The sequence below is a fragment of the Nocardioides sp. P86 genome (assembly GCF_023712465.1).
Lineage (GTDB): Bacteria > Actinomycetota > Actinomycetes > Propionibacteriales > Nocardioidaceae > Nocardioides > Nocardioides kribbensis.
Genome location: NZ_JAMAYE010000003.1, coordinates 171,140 through 191,797, shown reverse-complemented (window position 1 = coordinate 191,797; position 20,658 = coordinate 171,140). Strand labels below are relative to the sequence as shown.

Sequence of the window (20,658 nt, the reverse complement as noted above, 5' to 3'; positions counted from 1 at the left end):
CCCCCGGGAGAGACGACGTGAGTGGCAAGCGCAGGGCCGACGGGCCCCCCGTGACACGGGCCCCGAAGCAGAAGGGTGCCCTGAAGCGCCGCGTGCTGAAGACGGTGAAGTGGCTCTCGATCCTCGGGGTCGTGGGCCTGCTGCTGGCCGCCGGCGGCTTCTACTACCTCTACACCGTCACCGACATCCCTGACGCCAACGAGGACTTCGAGGCGCAGACGTCGTTCGTCTACTACGCCGGCGGCACCGAGGAGATCGGCAGCTACGCCACCCAGAACCGCGTGCCGGTCGCCTTCGAGGAGATCCCCCAGGAGCTGCGCGACGCCGTCGTCGCCGCCGAGAACCGCACCTTCTGGACCGACAGCGGCATCGACCCCAAGGGCATCGCGCGGGCGTTCCTCAACAACGCCACCGGCGAGTCGACCCAGGGCGCCTCGACGATCACCCAGCAGTACGTCAAGGTCCTCTACCTCACCCAGGAGCGCTCCTACACCCGCAAGGTGAAGGAGGCGATCCTGTCGCTGAAGGTCGCGCGCCAGCAGAGCAAGACCGAGATCCTCACCAACTACCTCAACACCATCTACTTCGGTCGCGGCGCCTACGGCGTGCAGGCGGCGGCGCAGGCGTACTTCACCAAGGACGTCGGCGACCTGAACCTGCGCGAGTCGGCGGTGCTCGCCTCGGTGCTCAACAACCCGACCAACCTCGACCCCGACAACGGCCGCGACGCCCGGCAGGAGCTCAAGGGCCGCTACGACTACGTGCTCGAGAGCATGGCCGAGCTCGACATGGTCGAGCCCGCCGCCGCCGAGAAGGCGCTCAAGCGGCTCCCGACGTTCCCCGAGATCGACGCCGAGAGCACCTACGGCGGGCAGAAGGGTCACGTGCTGACCCTCGTGCGCAGCGAGCTGCGCCGGCTGGGCTACTCCGACGAGGAGATCGACGGCGGGGGCCTCGAGGTGACCACCACGCTGACCCCGCAGGCGATGAAGGCCGCCGAGGACGGCGTGCTGGCGGCCAAGCCCGAGGGCTTCGGCGACAAGCAGCTGCACATCGCGGTGGCCAGCGTCGAGCCCGGCACGGGGGCGCTGCGCGGCTTCTACGGCGGCCAGGACTACCTGCAGTCGCAGCTGAACTGGGCCGTCGAGGGCGGCATGGTGGGCTCGACCTTCAAGCCGTTCGCCCTGGCCACGGCGATCCAGCAGGGCTACTCCATCCGTGACAGCTTCGAGGGCAACTCCCCCTACGAGTTCCCCGACGGCCTGCAGGTGCGCAACGAGGGCGTGGGTCCCGACGGGCTCGGCAACGACTACGGCTCGAGCGTCGACGGCGTCTACGCCATGGAGCAGTCGATCAACACCGCGTTCGTCGACATGTCGGCGAGCATGGACGACGGCCCGGCCAAGATCTACGAGACGGCCGAGAAGATGGGCGTGCCCCCGCCGGAGGCCGACCAGGAGTACCCCGGCATCCCGCGCACCAGCGTCGACCTGAGCCCCGAGGACACCCTCATCACCCTCGGTCGCGCGCGGATCAGCCCGATCAACATGGCCAACTCCTACGCCACCATCGCCAACGGCGGCGAGCGGGCCGACGTGCACCTGATCGAGAAGGTCGTCAGCCCCACCGGCGACGACTACGAGTGGGACGGCCCCACCCGCCGCGCTCTCGACGAGGACATCGCCGCCGACGTGTCCTACACGATGGAGCAGACCGTGCTCGAGGGCACGGGCGCCACCGCGAGCAACCTGGGCCGACCGGCCGCGGGCAAGACCGGCACGGCGACCAACGACGACGACGAGGTCTCCTCGGCGTGGTTCGTCGGCTTCACCCCGCAGCTGTCGACCGCGGTGATGTACGTCCGCGGCGACGGCGACGACCAGCTCGACGGCTGGCTGCCGTCGTACTTCGGCTCCGACTACCCCACCGACACCTGGCTGGCGGTGATGCAGCCGCTCATGGAGGGCCGCGAGGTCGAGGAGCTGGCCGACCCCGTCTACGTCGACGGCGACGCCCCCGACGGCCAGGAGGACTACGTGCCGCCGAGCACCGAGGCCCCCGAGCCGGCGCCCACGCAGCCCCAGCCGCAGCCGAGCCGGACCCCCTCGGCCCAGCCGACGCCCACCGAGGAGCCGACCCCGACCGAGGAGCCGACGCCCACCGAGGAGCCGACGCCCACCGAGCCGACCGACGACCCGACGATCCTGCCGCCGCCCCCGCCCGAGGAGCCGACGCCCAGCCCGACGCCCTCCCAGGGCGGGAGCCGGGGCGCGAGCCCCTCGCCCGCGGCCGACACGGGTCCCGCGCAGCGGCGTACGACGGCGACGGGGACTCCCGTGACGGCGGCCCGGTCACCCTGGACGACCGGCTGGCTCTGGCCGTGGTGACCCCGCGTGGGTGAGGTCGCCGGCGACGCCGGTGCCGCCGGCGCGCGCCCCGTCGACGGCCACGTCCACCCCACGCGCGACGACGCCGTGGCCCGCGCGCTCAGCGAGGGCCTCGGCGGCCCGGTGGGCGAGCACGCCGGGCGCCACCGGTGGTGGACGCCGGTGCGGGTGCTGCTCGCGCTGACCGCGCTGTGCTTCGCCCTGGGCATGGTGCAGAAGAGCGGGTGCTTCGAGCGGACCTGGCAGGACAACCAGGCCGGCTACGCCCAGATGTGCTACTCCGACCTGCCCTACCTCTACACCGGCCGCGGCCTGGTGGAGCGGGCCTGGCCCTACTCCGACGACCCGGCCGTGCGCGAGCGCTTCCCCGAGGTCATGGAGTACCCCGTGGGGATCTCCTACCTCGCCTACGGCACGAGCCTGCTCACCCAGGCCGTGGTCGGGTGGCCCGACCTCGCGCCCCGTCAGGCGCTCGCGACCGACCAGCTCTTCGTCGACCCCGAGGTCAGCCAGGAGATCCGGTGGTTCATGGTCGTCAGCGCGCTGGTCTTCGCCGCGCTGGCCCTGCTCACGACGTGGTTCGTGGCCGGCACCCACCGGCGCCGCCCCTGGGACGCCGCGATGCTGGCCGCCTCGCCGACCCTGCTGCTGACCGGGCTGATCAACTGGGACCTGCTCGCCGTGGCCCTGACCGCCGGCGCGGTGTGGGCCTGGTCGCGCGACCGGCCCGTGCTCACCGGCGTCATGGTCGGCCTCGGCACGGCGGCCAAGCTCTACCCGCTCTTCCTGCTCGGCGGGGTGCTCGTCGTGTGCCTGCGCCAGCGGCGCTACCGCGAGCTCGCCGTCACCATCGCGGTGGCGGTGGCGGCGTGGCTGGTGGCCAACCTGCCCGCCCTGCTCACCGGGCCCGAGCAGTGGCGGGTCTTCTGGAGCTTCAACTCCGAGCGCGGACCCGACCTGGGCTCGCTGTGGCTGGTGGCGCGCGACGCCCTCGACACCGAGATCACCGCCCACACCGTCAACGTCGGCTCGTGGCTGTTCTTCGGCGCGTGGTGCCTGGGCGTGCTGGTGCTCGGGCTGCGCGCCCCGCAGACCCCGCGGCTGGCCCAGCTCGGCTTCCTCGTCGTGGTCGGCTTCCTGCTGGTCAACAAGGTCTACTCCCCGCAGTACGTCCTGTGGCTGCTCCCGCTGGCGGTGCTGGCCCGCCCGCGCTGGCGCGACCAGGTGGTCTGGCAGGGCGCGGAGATCCTCTACTTCGCCTCGGTGTGGTGGTACCTCGGCGGCTACCTCGCCCCGGGCGGCGGCGGCGACGCCGGCTTCTACTGGGTCGCGATCGTCGTGCGTGTCGCCGGCGAGCTCTACCTCACCGCGCTCGTCGTGCGCGACGTGCTGCGCCCGGAGCACGACCCCGTGCGGGCCGCGCCCGACCTGGGTCGGGGCTCAGCCGCGCCGGGCCCGCCGCCGGGCGGCGGGGCGGGTCAGGAGACGACGACGCGGTCGAACGACGTGGTGGTGTAGCGCACCCGCACGTCGACCAGCTCGCCCACCTGCGGCACCCGGGCGCCGCCGGGCAGGAACAGCATCGAGGCCTGCATGTGCGGCGGCTCGGCGAAGAGCCGCTGCTTGCCGTCGGTGGAGAAGGGCGAGCGCACGAAGCCGACGGCGTCGAGGCCGCCCCGCGCCAGGGCGCCGGCGCGGGCCTTGATGCTCGAGTCGCCCGTGGGCGCCTCCAGGCCGATGCCGTGGGCGGTGCCGCCGGACACGATGAGCAGGTGGCCGTCCTTGGGCACGGTGCGCGAGCGGTAGCCGAAGGCGTCGCCCCGGCTGACCGGGTGCACGTCCAGCACGGTCGAGGTCACCCGCATCGCCTCGCGCGCGCCCAGCCACAGCGCCGTGCCGATGCGCGGGCGCAGCCGGAAGTCGGGGTACGCCGCGCGCAGCTCGGCCAGCTCGGCGTCGGTCAGGTGGCTGACCCAGATGGTGCGCGCGCCGGGGGTGTCGGGCAGCTCGGCGCCGGCCACGTCGGTCATGAGGCGGTGCACCTCGCCGACGTGGGAGCCCTGCTGCAGCGGCAGGTGGAAGGCGATGCCCTCGAGCCGGGCCCGGGGGTGGGAGCGCAGCTCGGCGGCGACGGCCCACAGGTCGCGTGCGCTCAGGCCGTGGCGCTGCATGCTGGTGAGGCGCTCCAGCACGAAGCGGGCGTCGGGCTGGCGCGCCAGCAGGTCGCGCACGTCCTCGGGGCGGCTCAGGGTGTGCACCAGCCGCCCCGACAGCGCGGGGTCGACCTCCAGCGCCGACTCGAAGGGCCGCCACGGGGTGAGCACCAGCAGGTCGCCGTCGAAGCGGCTGGCCAGGTGCGGCAGCTCGTCGTAGGTGCCGACGGCGATGGTGTCGACGCCGTGGCCGCGCTCGTCGAGCCACTGGGACCTGCGCGCCAGGCGGCCCAGCGTGAAGCCGTAGCCGTTGCCCTTGCAGACCGGCACCAGGCCGGGGTGCTTCTCGGCGGTGGCGAGCAGGTGCTGGCGCCAGCGCTCGCCGTCGACGGTCAGGGTGAGGCTCATGTCGTCAGCGCCGCTTCATGTAGAGGTCGAAGGCCTTGTAGAGGACCGTGCTCAGCGGCAGGTCCCACTCGCCGGCGTACTCGACGGCCTCGCCGCCGGTGCCGACCTTGAACTGGATCAGCCCGACGTGGGAGTCGTCGCTGTCGAGGGTGTCGGTGATGCCGCGCAGGTCGTAGACGTCGGCGCCGGCGGCCAGGGCGTCCTGCACCATGGCCCACTGGGCGGCGTTGGAGCCGCGCACCTCGCGCTTCTCGGTGGAGGAGGCGCCGTAGGAGTACCAGCTGTGCGCGCCGACGCGGATCGCGATGGTCGCGGCCACCAGGTCGCCCTCGTGGCGCGCCAGGAAGAGCTTGATCCGGTCGGGGTCCTCGGCCGCGAGGGCCTCGACCATGATGCGGAAGTAGGACAGGGGGCGCGGGGTGAAGTGGTCGCGCTCGGCGGTGTGGACGTAGAGGGCGTGGAAGGCCTCGAGCTCGGCCAGCGCCTCGGCCGCGCCGGTGGTGGCGGTGACGACCACGCCCTCCTTGGCGGCCTTCTTGATGTTGCGCCGCCACAGCTGGTTCATGCCCTTGAGCACGTCGTCCTCGCTGCGGGGGCTGCCGTCGGCCGTGCGCAGCGGCACCTGGAAGACGTACTGCGGCTGGCCGGCGGCGAAGCCGCCCTCGACCTGCTGCGGCACCCAGCCCAGCTCGCGCAGCTGGGAGACCACGCGCGCGCCGGTGTGGTCGCGCTCGGAGGGCGCGACCTGGCCCAGGGTGCGGACGCCGTCGTCGGCGATGCCGGCCTTGACCTGGGCGGCGCTCCACCGGCGGCAGACCACGGGCGGGCCCATGCGCACGCCGAAGGCGCCCTGGCCGCGCAGGTGCTCGGTGAGCGGGTCGAGCCAGGCGCGCAGGTCGTCGCCGGCCCAGTCGATCACGGGGCCCTCGGGCAGGTAGGCGAGGTAGCGCCTGAGCTTGGGCAGCTGGCGGTAGAGCACGAGCGCGGCGCCGACGGGGGCGGCGCCGCCGGGCTCGAAGAAGCCGATCGACTCGCGGCGCCACTCCGCCTTCACCCGGCCCCACGCGGGGGTCTGCAGGAAGCTGGCGGAGCGCTGCGTGGCCAGGAAGGCCAGGTGCTCCGCGTCGGAGATCGGGCGCACGCTCAGGGCGCTGGCGGTCTTGTCACGGGGCACGGCTGCGAGGCTACCGGTCCTCGCCGGCCGGCCCCGGCACCCCTCCGCGGGCTCCGTGTGGGCCGTGGTGCGGGCCACGGGGCGCCCGTCGTGGTGCGGGTCGTGGAGGGGGGTCGTGGTGCGGGCGGTGGGTGCGGCGGCTCGGGTGCGGGCCCGGTCGTGCGGGCGGCGGGGGCGGGACGGGGCCGGCGTACGTCAGAGACGCGCGCGGAGCCAGGCGAAGTCGGCGACGTGGGCCTCGGCGGGGCCGGGGGTCTCGCAGACGACCGGGGCGCCGGCGTCGCGGACCACCGCGGCGAGGAGGTCGGGGTCGATGCGTCCGGCGCCGAAGTTGGCGTGGCGGTCGGCGCCGGAGTCGAAGTCGTCGCGGCTGTCGTTGCAGTGCACGAGGTCGATGCGCCCGGTGATCGCGAGGACGTCGGTGACGACGCTCTCCAACGCGTTGCCGCCGGCGTGGGCGTGGCAGGTGTCGAGGCAGAAGCCGACGCGGTCGGCCTGCTCGGCGCCGGAGATCGCGTCCCAGACCCGGCCGATGCGCTCGAGGTGGCGGGTCATGGCGTTGTCGCCGCCGGCGGTGTTCTCGATCAGCAGCGGGACCTTGAGGTCGGTGGCCTCGACGGCCTTGCGCCAGTTGTCGAAGCCCTTCTCCGGGTCGTCGGCCTTGCCGACGTGGCCGCCGTGCACGACGAGCCCCTGGGCGCCGATCTCCGCGGCGGCGTCGACGTGCTGCTGGAGCAGCTTGCGGCTCGGGATGCGGATGCGGTTGTTGGTGGTGGCCACGTTGATGACGTAGGGCGCGTGCACGTAGAGGTCCACCCCCGCGGCCTCGGCGTCGGCGCGCAGCCCGGCCGCGCCGCCGGCGTAGGCCACCACCGGGCCCTTGTAGCTCTGCGGGTCACCGAGGAAGAGCTGCACCAGCGGGGCGTCCCGCTCCTGGGCCTCGGTGATCGGGTCGACTTGGTCGACGTGGGCCCCGATCCTGATCCCTGCCTGCGCCGCTGCCTGGGTTGCCTCGCTCATGGCGTCACCCTACGAGCGCCCGCCGACGTCGGGTGAGGCCCGGCGGTGTGGCCCGGGGGTGCGGCCGGCGGTGTGGCCCGGGGGTGCGGGGTCCTGGATCGCGCCATTGCGCGGAGCGGACGTGCTGCCGGGTGTGGCTTTGCGTGGTTCGCGCCGTCGCCGCCCGTCGAGGACCGCCGCAACCACGCAAACCGTCCGCGGGCGCGCCTGACGGGCCCGCCCACCCGGTGCCTGTGGAGGAGCGGTCGCGCGCCAGCGGGTGCGGTGACAGCCTCGGAGGGTCAGGCCGGTCGACCGGGAGGGGGGAGCGTGACCCCGTGGCTTCCCGGTGACTTCGGTGACCCCGCCGACCGTGGTGCTCCCGTCGCCGCCGGTGCCGCCCGGTGCGGCACGGCCCGCCGTGCCGTCGTCGCCGCGGTTCCCGTGGCCGCGGTGCTCGTCGCCGCGGTCCTCACTGCTGCGGTGCTCACCGCCGTCGTGCTCCCAGCCGCGGTGGCCGAGGCCCTGAGCCCCGCCGCGGCCGCCGCCTGGCCGCCCGGCTCCGCGGCGGGCGGACCGCTCACCGCGCGAGGGTCGGGCGGCGACGAGGGGCTCCGGCCGGTCGACGGGGCCGCCGGTCACCGGCGGCCACCGGTGCTCACGACCGGGCGCTACCGCGACCGCACGGTGGAGCCGACCTCGCAGAACATCTACTCCGTGCGCCGCGCCCTGCCCGGCTCGACCGTGGTGGTGGGGGCCACCGTCACCCGCGGGCCGGGCGGGCCGGGCGGGCCGGGTGGCCAGGGCGGCCAGGGCGCCGAAGGCACGGGCGCCCCGGGGCCCGGGCGGCTGACCGTGCTCCTGGGCTACCCCCGCGCCGACGGTGGCGGCTTCGTGCCCTGCGGGCGCTCTGACCGCTCGCCGCTGACCCGCGCGGCGCGGATGCCGCTGTCCACCGACGTCGCCTGGTCGGTCGAGGCCCGCGGCTGCCCGGCCCGGGCCGAGCTCAGGGTCGCGGTCTTCGCCGTGCGGACCTCCGGGGTGCCGGTCGGCAGTGCCTACGAGCTCGACGTGTGGGAGGTCCCCGCGCCGGGTGGGACGTCGCTGCCGGAGCCGGCCCCGGGCGCCGGGGCGCACCCCGACGCGGGCGTCGCCACCACCACGGTCGCTGCGGCCGCGTCGCCCGCCACGGCACCGGTGCTCGAGCCGGGCGCGAGCGTCCACGTCGCGCTCGACCGCGGGCGGGTCGGCTGGCTCGGCGTACCGGTCGGGGTGGGGGAGGAGTTGGCGGTGCGCGCCGACGTCGACCCCCTGCCGGGCCGGCCGGCCGCGGAGCTGGCGCTGGTCGGCCCCGCCGGAGGGCTGGCCGGCCCGCCCGACGTCGGCTCCCGGGGCCGCGCCGGGCCCGGGCCGCTCGTGCTCGGGGCCGACGGGGCGGTGGTGACCCCCGCCTCCCGGTCCGGCGGCGACCCCGGCGCGGGCGCCGCGTCGGAGCCCGGGGTGCACCTCGTCGCCCTGTGGGTGGCGGGGTCGGGCACGGCCGAGGTCACGGTGACCACCGCGGCGGTGGCGGGCGCGCCACGCACCGGCACCGGCGCGTCGTACGCCGGTCCGCCGCGCGCCCTGCCGCTCCCCACCGGAGCGTCACCCGCGGCGTGGCCCGGCGCGCGCGGCGACGTCGGTGCTGCCGGGCAAGCGGACGCCTCCGGGGAGTCGGCGGCCCGGACCCCCGCGGTCCCGGGTCGCACCGTCGGCGGCGTGGCACTGCTGCTGGGCGCGGTGGCGCTCGGCGGCGCGGGGACGGCCCTGCTGCGCCGGGCCCGGCGTCACTGACCCGAGGCGGAGCCATCGCCCTCGCTCTCGTCCGAGCCCGCGCCGCACCGCACGTCCTCCTCGGGCCTGGTCCCGCAGGTTCCCTCGCCCGGGCCCTCCCCACGCCCGCGCTCTTCCCCGGGCCCGCGTCGGGGGCGGCCTCCGCCCGCGGGGGTGGGCGAGCGGGGCCCGGGGACGCTCAGCCGGCCAGCAGCCGGACGCCCGCGACGGCGAGGCCGCCGGCGCCACCGAGGCAGCCCGCGCCGGCCAGCCCGAGGGCCCAGCGGTGCGCGCGTCCGGGCGGGTGGTCCCGGGAGGGAGCCGACACGGCCCGCGCCCCCGGCGGCGCCGGCCAGGGCGGGGGACCGATCCGGTCCACGACCACCGGGGGTCGGGGGCCGTCCCTCCACGGGGCGCCCGACGGCACCCCGGCCCGCCGCAGCAGGCCCAGCGCCGCGGCCGCCGAGGCCGGACGTCGTCGGGGGTCGTGCGCGGTCAGGGCGTCGAGCAGCGGCACGAGACGCCCCGGGGGCGGCGTGGGTGGCGGTCCGGAGCGGGTCGGGGCACGCCCGCTGAGCAGCTGGAGGGCGACGACGCCGGCGGCGTAGAGGTCCTGGCCGGGGTCGGGGGGCTCGCCCGCCGCCTGCTCGGGGGCCATGTAGCCGTCGGTGCCGACGGCACCAGGGGTGCGCGTCAGGCGCACGTCCTCGGCGAGCGCGGCCACACCGAAGTCGCCCAGGCGCACGTGCGGCCGCGCCGAGCCGGTCGCGTCGAGGAGCAGGTTGGCCGGCTTGACGTCGCGGTGCACCACGCCGGCCGCGTGCACGGCGGCGAGCGCCTGCAGCAGCTGGTCCAGCACGACGGCGACGAAGTCGGCGGGCAGGGGGCCGTGGGTCTCCAGCAGCGACTGCAGCGAGCCCCCGCGCACGAGGTCCATGGCCAGGACGACCAGGTCGTCGTCGGCGGCCCAGCCGTGGGGCGCGATCACGTGGGGGTGGCGCACCCGCACCGACTGCTCGCGCACGAAGCGCAGCAGCAGCGAGGCGTCGTGCTGACCCAGCACCTTCACGGCGACGAAGCGCTCCTGACGCAGGTCCCACGCCCGCCACACGCTGCCCATGCCGCCGGCGCCGACCTGGTCGGCGAGCACGTAGCGACCCGCCAGGGGCGGGATCGGCGGCACCGGGCTCACCAGGACGACGTTAGCCACGGCGCCGGCGCGTCGCAGCGGCTCTCCACAGCCCCGGACCGGCCCCCGGACCGGGGCGGGCCGGCCCGGGGCGACCCCGGGGGCGTCCGGGACGGGGATTGCCGGGCGGCGTCGGGGCGCTGGTAATCTCAGACGTCCTCGTGCGCGCTCCCCACCGATGGGATCGGGCTCGCGCGGGACACGCTCGATGTCCCCGGTGCGCCGGGGCTCGGGCGACGCACAGCCCTCCTGCCACGGAGAGACCGTGGCCGCCGAGTCCAGAGGAGGTGGAGACCGCTATGCGTGCTTATGAAGTGATGGTCATCCTCGACCCCAGCCTCGAGGAGCGCACGATCGCGCCCTCGCTCGAGAAGTACCTCAACGTCGTCACCAAGGACGGTGGCACCGTCGAGTCGGTCGACGTCTGGGGACGTCGTCGCCTCGCCTACGAGGTGAAGAAGAACGCCGAGGGCATCTACGCGGTGATCTCGCTGAACGCCGAGCCGGCCACGGTCAAGGAGCTCGACCGCCAGCTCACGCTCAACGAGTCCATCCTGCGCACGAAGGTCATCCGCCCCGACGCCAAGTGAGGCGTGGCGGCAGGTCGGGCCCCGAGCCCGTCCCCGCCGCCTGTGGAGGACCTCTGGCCGTTGTCGGCGGCTGCCGCCACCATGGCAGCACCGACATCGGACCCGACTGATGCGCACGCACCACCCGACACCCTGAGGGAGAACCCATGGCCGGCGAGACCATCATCACCGTGGTCGGCAACCTGACCGACGACCCGGAGCTCCGCTTCACCCCGTCCGGGGCCGCGGTCGCCAACTTCACGGTCGCCTCGACTCCGCGCACCTTCAACCGTCAGACCAACGAGTGGGAGGACGGCGAAGCCATGTTCCTCCGGTGCTCGATCTGGCGCCAGGCCGCGGAGAACGTCGCCGAGTCCCTGCAGCGCGGCATGCGTGTCGTGGTGCAGGGCCGCCTCAAGGCCCGCTCCTACGAGACCCGCGAGGGCGAGAAGCGCACCGTCTTCGAGCTCGAGGTCGAAGAGGTCGGTCCGTCGCTGAAGTTCGCCACCGCCAAGGTCACCCGCGCCTCCCGTCAGGGCGGCGGGGGCGGCTACTCCGGCGGCGGCCAGGGAGGCTCGCAGGGCGGGTCCTCCCAGGGCGGCGACGACCCGTGGGCCAGCCCCGCTCCCTCGGGCGGTGCCGGTGGGTCCGGCGGTGGCTACGGCGGCGGTGGCGGCGGGCAGTCCCGTCCCGCCCCTGCGGCCGGCAACGACCCCTGGGCCGCCCCCGGCGTCCAGGACGAGCCCCCGTTCTGACCCGCAGCACCACCTGCACGACCCGCTCCACCGCCGGTCGCTCGACCGGCGTCCTGTCCGTCCACCTCAACCATTCCGACCTGGTAGCCACTCCGGGACGGGCTTCTAGAAAGGAAGCACCACAATGGCCAAGGCAGTGATCCGCAAGCCGAAGAAGAAGGTTTGCCAGTTCTGCAAGGAGAAGGCGACCGGTGTCGACTACAAGGACACCACGCTGCTCCGCAAGTTCATCTCCGACCGCGGCAAGATCCGCGCGCGTCGGGTGACCGGCAACTGCGTCCAGCACCAGCGTGACGTCGCCACCGCGGTCAAGAACGCCCGCGAGGTCGCCCTGCTGCCCTACACGTCCACCGGTCGCTGAGAGGAGCGGAGAAGATGAAGCTCATCCTGACCCAGGAAGTCACCGGTCTCGGTGCCCCCGGCGACATCGTCGAGGTGAAGGACGGCTACGGCCGCAACTACCTCGTCCCGCGCGGCCTCGGCATCCGCTGGACCCGTGGTGCCGAGAAGACCGTCGAGTCGATCAAGGCCGCCCGCGCCTCGCGCGCGGTCCGCGACCACGACCACGCCGCCGAGATCAAGGCCAAGCTCGAGGCCTCGCCCGTCACCGTCAAGGTGCGCGCCGGCGAGGGTGGCCGCATGTTCGGCTCGGTCAGCGTCAGCGAGATCGCCACGGCGGTCACCGACGCGACCGGCGAGGCCGTCGACAAGCGCACCATCGCGGTGACCAACCCGATCCGCTCGCTCGGCGCCCACCAGGTGTCGGTCAAGCTGCACGACGAGGTGTCCGCCACGGTGGCCCTCAACGTCGTCAAGGGCTGATCCCAGCACGACCCCGGGCCGCTCGGCGGCCCGCACGCCGACGGGGCCGTCCCTCCTCCAGGAGGGGCGGCCCCGTCCGGCGTTCCCGGGGCCCTCGGTGTCGGTGGGCCGGTGTCAGTGGGCCAGGATGCCGTCGAGTCGCACGGGCCGACCGTCGCTGGTGACGCGGATGCGGATCGTGCCGGTGCGCAGCGGGCTGTTCTGGTCGCGCACCGTGTAGAGGTGCTGGCGGTCCACGGTCGGGGTGGCGAGGTCCACCGGCTGCCACGTCCGGGCCCGGCCGATCTTGATCTCGACGCTGCCCGCACCGGGACCGCTGGGGCCGATGAGCAGCAGCTCGCGCACGTTGCGCCCGTAGTAGCGCAACATCGCGCCCCTCTCCCGGGTCTCCAGGAAGCTGCCGCCCAGCGCGTCGGCGGAGCGCAGCGAGCGCCAGGGGCCGCCGTCGGCCGCGGTGAGGTCGGCCGGCACCGCGAAGACCGCGGTGCTGTCCTTGAGGGTGGGGTCGGTGTTGCCGGCCCTGTCGGTGGCACGCACCGTGAGCGTCTTGTCCCCCGGCCCCAGGCCGCGCAGGGTCGTGACGCCCTCCGCGCACGGCACGGCGGCGCCGTCGACGTCGCAGGCGAAGGTCGAGCCGCCCTCGTCGGCGGCCAGTCGCACCTGCGGGCTCAGCGAGTCGGCGATCGGCAGCCGGTAGCCCTCGAGCTGGGGCGGGGAGCTGAGCACGAAGGTGTTGGGTGCGACGGTGTCGACGCGCACCACGCTCACCGCGGCCGACTCGTCGAGGTCGGGCAGGTCGGTCTCGGCGCCCGCGACGAGCAGCCCGGGTGGGGCGGTGGCGTCGATGGCGTCGTCGGCGGTGTCGACCGCGCGCACCCGGAAGGTGTAGGGGGCCTGGGAGCTGTCCTCGAGGTCCTGGTAGGTCCGGGGGCTCTGGCAGGCCTCCCACCGGTCGTTGGACGACACGCCGTCGTCGTCGAGCTGGCACTCGAAGGAGATCGGGTCGGTGTCGCCGTCGGTGTGGCGCCCCGAGAAGGTGAAGGTCAGGTCGTCGGCGCGCAGGTAGCCGGCCGCGTTGGGCGGTGGCGTGAGCGCGGTGATCGTGGTCTCCGGCGGCGCGATGTCGTCGCACGGCGGGCCGGTGGGCAGGCCCAGCACGCTGCGCGGTGCCACCTCGGTGGTGCAGGCCTCGGCGGCCTGTGCGACCCCGGCGGGGCCGACCAGGGGGAGCAGCCCGGCGACGAGACCGCCGGCGGCCAGGAGTCCGACGCGGCGGACGCGGCGGGCGCGGGGCGAGGTGGGCATGGCGACTCCTGGGGGCAGCGGGACCGGTGGTGGCTGGACAACGCCCCGAGGCCCGCCCAGGCTACGAAGCCGCGCCGGGAATCCCAGCTGCTCCAGACAACTGCCCGCGGGTGGCCCAGGGGCGCGCGGCGTACCGGAAGCCGAGCCAGACCAGCACGAGCAGCAGCAGCTGCGCGGCGACGTACGCCGGCACCTCGAGCGCGGCGACGCCGGCGCCGAAGACCAGCGGGGGCAGGACGGCGACGACGACGGCGAGCAGCCGCAGGGTGCGCAGCCAGGCCGACGCGCGGGTGTCGCCCGCGTCGCGCGCCCGCTCGGCCAGCTCGTGGCACAGCAGCAGCACGAGCGCGAGCTGGGGCAGGTTGGCGCTCCACAGCAGTGCCGGGTCGCCGTCGGCCAGGCGGGTCGCGACCTCGGGGAACCACACCGCCACCGACACCGCGCCCGCCACGGCCCCCAGCGCCAGCAGCGGGCGGCGACGCGCGACCGGCAGGTCGCGCACACCGAGCAGCACGAGGACCCACCCGACGGGGTCGGCGAGGAGGTCGTGGCCGCGCACGGGAGCGACGAGCAGGATGATCAGCAGCCCCATCGCGACGGACTGCAGCGGCTTCATGGCCGTGATGGTAGGCCGCGCCCCTGCTCCGCCGGAGGGGCGGTCAGGCGCGGGCCGGCCCGGTGACCATCCACGCGTCGCCGCGGGCACGCGCGACGAGCACCACCAGACGCGCCCCCATGAACACCGCGCTGAACCCCACCCAGAGCAGCACGAGCCCGCCCGTCGGTGCGGCCAGCAGCGCCACCGGGGCGTAGACCAGCAGCGTCGCCACGCCGCCCCAGGCGAGGTAGACGCCGTCGCCGGCACCGATGAGCACGCCGTCGAGCACGAAGACCACCCCGGCGACCGGTTGTCCGAGCGCGGCGACGAGCAGCACCGGCACCAGTCGCTCGGCGACGGCGGGGTCGTCGGTGAAGAGCCGCCCGAGCACGGGGCTGACCGCGGCCAGGCCCAGGCCGGTCACGACCCCGGCGCCCACGCCCCACTGCAGCATGCGGCGGGTGGTCGCGCGGGTGCCCGCCAGGTCGCCGGCCCCGAGGGCGCGACCGGTGAGGGCCTGGGCGGCGATGGCGATGGCGTCGAGCACGAAGGCCAGGAAGGTCCACAGGGTCATGGCCAGCTGATGGGTGGCGAGGTCGACGTCCTGGGCGCCGCCCACGACGCCGAGCGTCACGGCGTAGGTGGTCACGAGCAGCGCCGCCCGCAGGGTGAGGGTGCGCACCACCAGCGGCACGCCGGCGCGGCCGGCCGCTCGGATGCCGGGGAGGTCGGGCCGCAGGGGGGCGCCCTCGCGTCGCGCGGCGCGCACGACCACGGCGAGCAGCGCCGCGGCGGAGGCGACCTGGGCCAGCACCGAGCCGATCGCGGAGCCGGCGATGCCGAGGTCGAGGCCGTAGACGAGCAGCACGTTGAGCACGACGTTGAGCAGGTTGCCGGCGACGGCGACGACCAGGGGGGTGCGGGTGTCCTGGAGGCCGCGCAGGATGCCGGTCGTGGCCAGCATGACCAGCAGGGGAGTGGTGCCGAGGAAGGCCAGGCGCAGGTAGGTCTCGGCCTGCGCCGCCACCTCGGGTCCGGTGCCGAAGGCGGCCACCAGCGGCGTGGTGCCCAGGACGCCGCCGACGGTCACCACGGTGCCGATGACCACGGCCAGCCACACCCCGTCGACGCCCTGCGCCATCGCCCGCCGCGTGTCGCCGGCGCCGAGGTGGCGCGCGACGGCCGCCGTGGTGCCGTAGGCGAGGAAGACGCACAGGCCGACGGCCGTCTGGAGGACCACGGCGGCGATGCCGAGACCGGCCAGCTCCGGGGTGCCGAGGTGGCCCACGATGGCGGCGTCGGTGAGCAGGAAGAGCGGCTCGGCCACGAGGGCCAGGAACGCCGGCACGGCCAGGCGCAGGATCTCCCTGTCCTCGGCCCGCCGCACGGGTCGCAGTGTAGTCACGTAAGGGGCTCCTGGCCGTTCCGGTCCTGACCGTCGTAGTCCGTGGCGACCAGTGGATAACTCGGGCCTGCCTGTGCATATCGCACGGGCACGGTGCTTTGTCGACAAACACCCAGGCATCCGCCCGGTAGCCGGGGTGTGAACGCCCACGGCGTGAAAATACTTTGGTTCCACATGGCCTTAGCACTGTTTGCGCAGGTCAGCGCGGTGCGGTCGAGGAAAGTCGGTTTGTTGTCCACAGGGTTGTCCCCAGGCGGTGCACAACGCCACGCGTGTCGTCCACGGGTCACCCCGAGTTATCCCCAGGGCCTGTGGACAAGGTGGTGTCGCCGACCCCCTCCGACCACGTACGGTCCGACGACTGTCGGTGGACGTCCCTACCGTCGGCAGCGGCCGGGCACCCCCGGCGCGACCCGGTGACGGGGTCGCCGACGCACGGTCCGGGGTCGGGACGAGGAGGAGCCACAGCATGAGCGTCACCGAGCAGGCCGGTCACTCCGGGGGCTCCGCTCCCCTCGACGAGCCGCCCTTCGAGGACTGGGGCGACGGCCCGGTCTCCTACGCGCCGGGCGAGCGACCGACCACCCCCGGCGCGCGCACGCCCCCGCAGGACATGGCCGCCGAGCAATCGGTGCTCGGCTCGATGCTGATCTCCAAGGACGCCATCGCCGAGGTCTCCGAGGTGCTGCGCGGCGTCGACTACTACCGCCCCAGCCACGAGACGATCCACGACGCGATCATCGACCTCTACGGCCGCTCCGAGCCGGTCGACATGATCACCGTGGCCAACGAGCTCCAGCGCCGCGGCGAGCTGCAGAAGATCGGCGGAGCGCCCTACCTCCACACGCTCTCGGCCAACGTGCCGATCGCGGCCAACGCGGGGTGGTACGCCCAGATCGTCCACGAGAAGGCGGTCCTGCGCCGCCTCGTCGACGCGGGCACCAAGATCGTCCAGATCGGCTACGCCGGCGAGGGCGACGTCGACGACATCGTCGACCAGGCCCAGGCCGAGGTCTACAAGATCGCCGACAAGCGCAGCACCGAGGACTACGCGCCGCTCTCCGACATCATGGACGGCGTCCTCGACGAGATCGAGGCCATCGGCAACCGGGAGAACGGGCTCTACGGCGTGCCCACCGGCTTCGCCGACCTCGACGACCTGACCAACGGTCTCCACTCGGGCCAGATGATCATCGTGGCGGCCCGACCCGCCATGGGGAAGTCGACCCTCGCCCTCGACTTCTGCCGCTCCGCCTCGATCCACAACAACCTCTCCAGCGTCTTCTTCAGCCTCGAGATGACGCGCTCGGAGATCACGATGCGCCTGCTCTCGGCCGAGGCGAAGGTGCCGCTCAACCACATCCGCAACGGCAACATGAACGACGACGACTGGACCAAGCTGGCCCGCAAGATGGGCGAGGTCTCCTCGGCGCCGATGTTCATCGACGACTCGCCCAACATGACGATGATGGAGATCCGGGCCAAGGCGCGCCGGCTCAAGCAGCGCCACGACCTCAAGCTCATCGTCATCGACTACCTGCAGCTGATGAGCTCGGGCAAGAAGGTCGAGTCGCGCCAGCTGGAGGTCTCGGAGTTCTCCCGCCAGATCAAGCTGCTGGCCAAGGAGCTCGAGCTGCCGATCATCGCGCTCTCCCAGCTCAACCGTGGCCCCGAGCAGCGCGGCGACAAGCGCCCGATGATGAGCGACCTGCGCGAGTCGGGCTCGATCGAGCAGGACGCCGACATGGTCATCCTGCTCCACCGCGACGACGTCTACGAGAAGGAGTCGACCCGCCCCGGTGAGGCCGACCTCATCGTGGCCAAGCACCGCAACGGCGCGACCCGCGACATCACCGTGGCCTTCCAGGGCCACTACAGCCGCTTCGTCGACATGGCCCACTGACCGGCCCGTCGGCCACCTCACGCCGACGTACGGCGAGCGACCGACCAGCCGGGCGACCGCGACGCCGGTGACGGCCACCAACCCCGTCGCCGCTACGCGCGTGCCCGGCCCCCGCCCGACCCGAGGTGGTCCTGCCGGCCCGTCACCGGGCCCCGTCTCCCCGAGGCGGGGGACGCGCGGGGCCCGGAGGTGACGGCTGTCGGCGGTCCCCACTACGGTGTCGCCTGCTGTGACGCACGTCACCGGATCGATCTCGGGAGCCCCCATGCCACGCACCACCCGTCCTGCCCGTCCTGCCCGTCCCGCCCTCCTCGGCCTCGCCGTCGCCGCGGTCCTCGCCCCCCTGGCCGCCGCGCCGCTGGTGACCTCGCCGGCCGCCGCCGACCCGGCGTCCGCCGCCACTGCGACCGGCACCACCACGACCGGGTCGACCGGCGCCCCGGTCGCCGACCCGCGGCCGGCGGCGCGGGCGCGCCACTCGCTGCGCGGCGACCTGACCGACCAGAGCTTCTACTTCGTGATGGGCGACCGCTTCGCCAACGGCGATCCCTCCAACGACCGCGGCGGCCTCGAGGGCGAGCGCGAGGTCACCGGCTTCGACCCCACCGGCAAGGGCTTCTTCAACGGCGGCGACCTGGTCGGCCTGCGCGAGCGGCTCGACTACGTGCAGGGCCTCGGCACCGACGCGATCTGGCTGACGCCGGTCTTCAAGAACAAGCCGGTGCAGCTGGAGGACGGCCCCTCGGCCGGCTACCACGGCTACTGGATCACCGACTTCACCCAGGTCGACCCCCACCTCGGCACCAACGAGGACCTCGCCGCGCTCGTCGACGCGGCGCACGAGCGGGGCATGAAGGTCTTCTTCGACATCATCACCAACCACACCGCCGACGTCATCGGCTACGAGGAGGGTGCGCGCACCGCCTACGTGCCCAAGGACGTCGAGCCCTACCGCACCGCCGGCGGCCGGGCCTTCGACGACCGTGACGTCGCCGGCCGCGCCTTCCCCGAGCTCGACGCCGCCACGTCCTTCCCCTACACCCCGGTGCTGGAGGAGGGCGAGGAGGACCTCAAGGTCCCGGCGTGGCTCAACGACCCGCGGATGTACCACAACCGCGGCAACACCACCTTCACCGGCGAGGACAGCCAGTACGGCGACTTCTTCGGCCTCGACGACCTCTTCACCGAGCGGCCCGAGGTGGTCGAGGGCATGCTCGACATCTACCGCACGTGGGTCGGCGACTTCGGCATCGACGGCTTCCGCATCGACACCATGAAGCACGTCAACGACGAGTTCTGGCAGGAGTTCGGCCCCGGGATGGTCGACTACGCCCGCGCCCACGGCAAGGACGACTTCTTCATGTTCGGCGAGGTCGCCCTCGACGGCAGCGGCACCGCGGCCAAGGCCTTCACCTCCCGCTACACCACGACCGACCGGATGCAGTCGGTGCTCGACTTCCCCTTCCAGGACGCCGCCCGCGGCTTCGCCTCGCGCGGGGGCTCGGCCGCGGCCGTGGCCCGCTTCTTCACCGCGGACGACTGGTACACCGACGCCGACTCCAACGCCTACCAGCTGCCCACCTTCCTCGGTAACCACGACATGGGCCGCTTCGCGCACTTCCTGCGCGCCGACAACCCGGGCGCCGACGACGCGGAGCTGCTGCGCCGCGACGTCCTGGCCCACGAGCTGATGTACCTCTCCCGCGGCAACCCGGTCGTCTACTACGGCGACGAGCAGGGCTTCGCCGGCGAGGGCGGCGACCAGCTGGCGCGCCAGACCATGTTCGCCAGCCAGGTGCCGGAGTACGCCGACGACACCCAGCTCGGCACCGACCGCACCGGCGCCGACGACAACTTCGTCACCGACCACCCGCTCTACCAGGCCATCGCGGGGCTCGACGCGCTCACCGAGGAGCACCCCGCCCTGCGCGACGGCGCGCTCCAGGTGCGCCACGCCGACGACGGGCCGGGCGTCGTGGCCTTCTCCCGCACCGACGCCCGCGAGCAGGTCGAGTACGTCGTGGCCGTCAACAACTCCACCGAGGCACGCACCGCAGCGGTCCCGACGTACGCCGCCCGCGCCGGCTTCCGGCTGGTGCACGGCGACGGGCCCGCCGACCTCGTGACCGGCCGCGACCGCAGCCTGCCCGTCGAGGTGGGCCCGCTGTCCACCGTGGTCTACCGCGCCACCCGCGCGCTGCCGGCCTCGGCCCGCGCGCCTCGGATCGAGCTCGACCGCCCCGCGCCCGCGGCCGCCGCCCGCGGCCGGATGCAGGTGCGCGCCGACGTCGACACCACCTCCTTCGCCGAGGTCACCTTCCTGGCCCGGCGGGCCGGCGGGGCGTGGCGCTCGATCGGCACCGACGACTCCGCGCCCTACCGCGTCTTCCACGACACCAGCGCGCTGCCCACCGGGGCGCGCGTGGACTACCGCGCCGTGGTCCTCGACAACGCCGGACACACCCGGTCGAGCCAGGTGCGCGCGGCCCGGGTCGCCGCTCCGACGCTGACCCTCGACGCCGGGGCCGACGAGGCCGGCACGGTGAGCAGCATCGACCCCGTGACGGTGACCGCGGGCGTCGACCCCGAGCGGGCCGACCAGCGGGTGCGCTTCGAGCGACGCGTGGGGGCCGGCGACTGGACCCGCCTGGGCGTCGACTCCTCCTCGCCGGTCTACACCTGGCGCGACGACGTGACCGGGCTGCCCGTCGGCTCGCGGGTCCGCTACCGCGCCACGCTGCTCGAGCCCGGGACCCCCGCCGTGCGCAGCGACGTCGTCACGGTGCGCACCGCCGAGCCGGTGGCCCAGCGCGACCGCGTGGTCGTGGCCGGCGACCTGCAGAGCGAGATCGGGTGCCCGGGCGACTGGGACCCCGCCTGCGAGCAGAGCCGGCTGGCCTTCGACCCCACCGACGGGCGCTGGCACGCGACGTTCGCGCTGCCGGCGGGCTCCTACAGCTGGAAGATCGCGGTCGACGGCGGCTGGGAGGAGAACTACGGCGCCGGCGGCGCGGCCGGCGGCGACAACCTCGCCCTGGACGTGCCCGACGGCGGCGGTGACTACCTCTTCACCTGGGACCAGGTCAGCCACGTGCCGTCGGTCGAGCCCGCGGGCTGAGCGCCCGGTGCGAGCCGGGCCGCGACGACTCGCGGCCCGGCCCGGTCACCGGCCCGGTCGC

General features: G+C 74.3%; 16 protein-coding genes. 9 read left to right on the top strand and 7 right to left on the bottom strand.

The features are described 5' to 3' along the window. Positions 1 to 50 precede the first annotated feature (50 nt). Both M3673_RS14365 and M3673_RS14360 read left to right on the top strand, forming a co-directional pair. Complete coding sequence (locus tag M3673_RS14365; protein WP_251534466.1) at positions 51 to 2,387, top strand: transglycosylase domain-containing protein; 2,337 nt, start codon at positions 51 to 53, stop codon at positions 2,385 to 2,387. Positions 2,388 to 2,393: 6 nt separating this feature from the next. Continuing rightward, entirely contained in the window at positions 2,394 to 3,905 is a 1,512-nt protein-coding gene (locus tag M3673_RS14360) for a glycosyltransferase 87 family protein (RefSeq protein ID WP_251534465.1), read from the top strand. On the opposite strand, the gene M3673_RS14355 is transcribed toward M3673_RS14360, so the two are convergent. From M3673_RS14355 to M3673_RS14345, 3 genes are all read right to left on the bottom strand, one after another. After that, positions 3,866 to 4,948: an alanine racemase gene (locus M3673_RS14355; protein WP_193661727.1), complete on the bottom strand. Its 1,083-nt coding sequence runs from the start codon at positions 4,946 to 4,948 to the stop codon at positions 3,866 to 3,868. The two genes, M3673_RS14360 and M3673_RS14355, sit on opposite strands and share 40 nt — an antisense overlap. 4 nt (positions 4,949 to 4,952) lie before the next feature. After that, positions 4,953 to 6,122: a peptidoglycan bridge formation glycyltransferase FemA/FemB family protein gene (locus M3673_RS14350; protein ID WP_251534464.1), complete on the bottom strand. Its 1,170-nt coding sequence runs from the start codon at positions 6,120 to 6,122 to the stop codon at positions 4,953 to 4,955. Positions 6,123 to 6,317: 195 nt separating this feature from the next. After that, positions 6,318 to 7,142 (bottom strand): deoxyribonuclease IV, encoded by an 825-nt coding sequence (locus M3673_RS14345; RefSeq protein WP_251534463.1) that lies wholly within the window; start codon positions 7,140 to 7,142, stop codon positions 6,318 to 6,320. 309 nt (positions 7,143 to 7,451) lie between these two features. On the opposite strand from M3673_RS14345, the gene M3673_RS14340 reads away from it, so the two are divergent. Beyond that, positions 7,452 to 8,954 (top strand): hypothetical protein, encoded by a 1,503-nt coding sequence (locus M3673_RS14340; RefSeq protein ID WP_251534462.1) that lies wholly within the window; start codon positions 7,452 to 7,454, stop codon positions 8,952 to 8,954. Between the two features lie 178 nt (positions 8,955 to 9,132). On the opposite strand, the gene M3673_RS14335 is transcribed toward M3673_RS14340, so the two are convergent. Beyond that, positions 9,133 to 10,125 carry a serine/threonine-protein kinase gene (locus tag M3673_RS14335; RefSeq protein ID WP_251534461.1) on the bottom strand — a complete coding sequence of 331 codons (993 nt, stop codon included), beginning with the start codon at positions 10,123 to 10,125 and terminating at the stop codon, positions 9,133 to 9,135. A gap of 296 nt (positions 10,126 to 10,421) precedes the next feature. On the opposite strand from M3673_RS14335, the gene rpsF reads away from it, so the two are divergent. The 4 genes from rpsF to rplI all read left to right on the top strand — a co-directional run bounded on the left by rpsF (position 10,422) and on the right by rplI (position 12,268). Next, entirely contained in the window at positions 10,422 to 10,712 is a 291-nt protein-coding gene (gene rpsF / locus M3673_RS14330) for a 30S ribosomal protein S6 (protein WP_082500432.1), read from the top strand. A 146-nt stretch (positions 10,713 to 10,858) separates the two neighbouring features. Continuing rightward, entirely contained in the window at positions 10,859 to 11,446 is a 588-nt protein-coding gene (locus M3673_RS14325) for a single-stranded DNA-binding protein (RefSeq protein WP_251534460.1), read from the top strand. 124 nt (positions 11,447 to 11,570) lie between these two features. After that, the gene (gene rpsR, locus M3673_RS14320; RefSeq protein WP_056865083.1) at positions 11,571 to 11,807 is read left to right on the top strand and encodes a 30S ribosomal protein S18; all 237 of its coding nucleotides are present in this window, start codon (positions 11,571 to 11,573) and stop codon (positions 11,805 to 11,807) included. A 14-nt stretch (positions 11,808 to 11,821) separates the two neighbouring features. After that, positions 11,822 to 12,268, top strand: a complete 447-nt coding sequence (gene rplI / locus M3673_RS14315; RefSeq protein WP_193661730.1) for a 50S ribosomal protein L9 — start codon at positions 11,822 to 11,824, stop codon at positions 12,266 to 12,268. A gap of 114 nt (positions 12,269 to 12,382) precedes the next feature. Here the strand turns inward: rplI and M3673_RS14310 are convergent, their stop codons facing one another. The 3 genes from M3673_RS14310 to M3673_RS14300 all read right to left on the bottom strand — a co-directional run bounded on the left by M3673_RS14310 (position 12,383) and on the right by M3673_RS14300 (position 15,558). Then, positions 12,383 to 13,573: a hypothetical protein gene (locus M3673_RS14310; RefSeq protein WP_251534459.1), complete on the bottom strand. Its 1,191-nt coding sequence runs from the start codon at positions 13,571 to 13,573 to the stop codon at positions 12,383 to 12,385. A 61-nt stretch (positions 13,574 to 13,634) separates the two neighbouring features. Beyond that, positions 13,635 to 14,189, bottom strand: coding sequence for a hypothetical protein (locus tag M3673_RS14305; RefSeq protein ID WP_251534458.1), 555 nt, complete (start codon positions 14,187 to 14,189; stop codon positions 13,635 to 13,637). A gap of 43 nt (positions 14,190 to 14,232) precedes the next feature. Then, positions 14,233 to 15,558: an MATE family efflux transporter gene (locus M3673_RS14300; RefSeq protein ID WP_251534457.1), complete on the bottom strand. Its 1,326-nt coding sequence runs from the start codon at positions 15,556 to 15,558 to the stop codon at positions 14,233 to 14,235. A gap of 487 nt (positions 15,559 to 16,045) precedes the next feature. On the opposite strand from M3673_RS14300, the gene dnaB reads away from it, so the two are divergent. Next, on the top strand, positions 16,046 to 17,479 hold the full coding sequence (gene dnaB / locus M3673_RS14295) for a replicative DNA helicase (RefSeq protein ID WP_056865078.1): 1,434 nt from the start codon (positions 16,046 to 16,048) through the stop codon (positions 17,477 to 17,479). Between the two features lie 265 nt (positions 17,480 to 17,744). Beyond that, on the top strand, positions 17,745 to 20,597 hold the full coding sequence (locus M3673_RS14290) for an alpha-amylase family glycosyl hydrolase (protein ID WP_251534456.1): 2,853 nt from the start codon (positions 17,745 to 17,747) through the stop codon (positions 20,595 to 20,597). Positions 20,598 to 20,658: the final 61 nt, after the last annotated feature.

What these genes read in the sequence shown, in the direction of transcription:
- M3673_RS14310 (WP_251534459.1), bottom strand. Translation starts at nt 13,573, where the DNA reads ATGCCCACCTCGCCCCGCGCCCGCCGCGTCCGCCGCGTCGGACTCCTG.
- rpsR (WP_056865083.1), top strand. Translation starts at nt 11,571, where the DNA reads ATGGCCAAGGCAGTGATCCGCAAGCCGAAGAAGAAGGTTTGCCAGTTC.
- rplI (WP_193661730.1), top strand. Translation starts at nt 11,822, where the DNA reads ATGAAGCTCATCCTGACCCAGGAAGTCACCGGTCTCGGTGCCCCCGGC.
- M3673_RS14305 (WP_251534458.1), bottom strand. Translation starts at nt 14,189, where the DNA reads ATGAAGCCGCTGCAGTCCGTCGCGATGGGGCTGCTGATCATCCTGCTC.
- M3673_RS14345 (WP_251534463.1), bottom strand. Translation starts at nt 7,142, where the DNA reads ATGAGCGAGGCAACCCAGGCAGCGGCGCAGGCAGGGATCAGGATCGGG.
- M3673_RS14325 (WP_251534460.1), top strand. Translation starts at nt 10,859, where the DNA reads ATGGCCGGCGAGACCATCATCACCGTGGTCGGCAACCTGACCGACGAC.
- dnaB (WP_056865078.1), top strand. Translation starts at nt 16,046, where the DNA reads ATGAGCGTCACCGAGCAGGCCGGTCACTCCGGGGGCTCCGCTCCCCTC.
- rpsF (WP_082500432.1), top strand. Translation starts at nt 10,422, where the DNA reads ATGCGTGCTTATGAAGTGATGGTCATCCTCGACCCCAGCCTCGAGGAG.
- M3673_RS14290 (WP_251534456.1), top strand. Translation starts at nt 17,745, where the DNA reads ATGCCACGCACCACCCGTCCTGCCCGTCCTGCCCGTCCCGCCCTCCTC.
- M3673_RS14355 (WP_193661727.1), bottom strand. Translation starts at nt 4,948, where the DNA reads ATGAGCCTCACCCTGACCGTCGACGGCGAGCGCTGGCGCCAGCACCTG.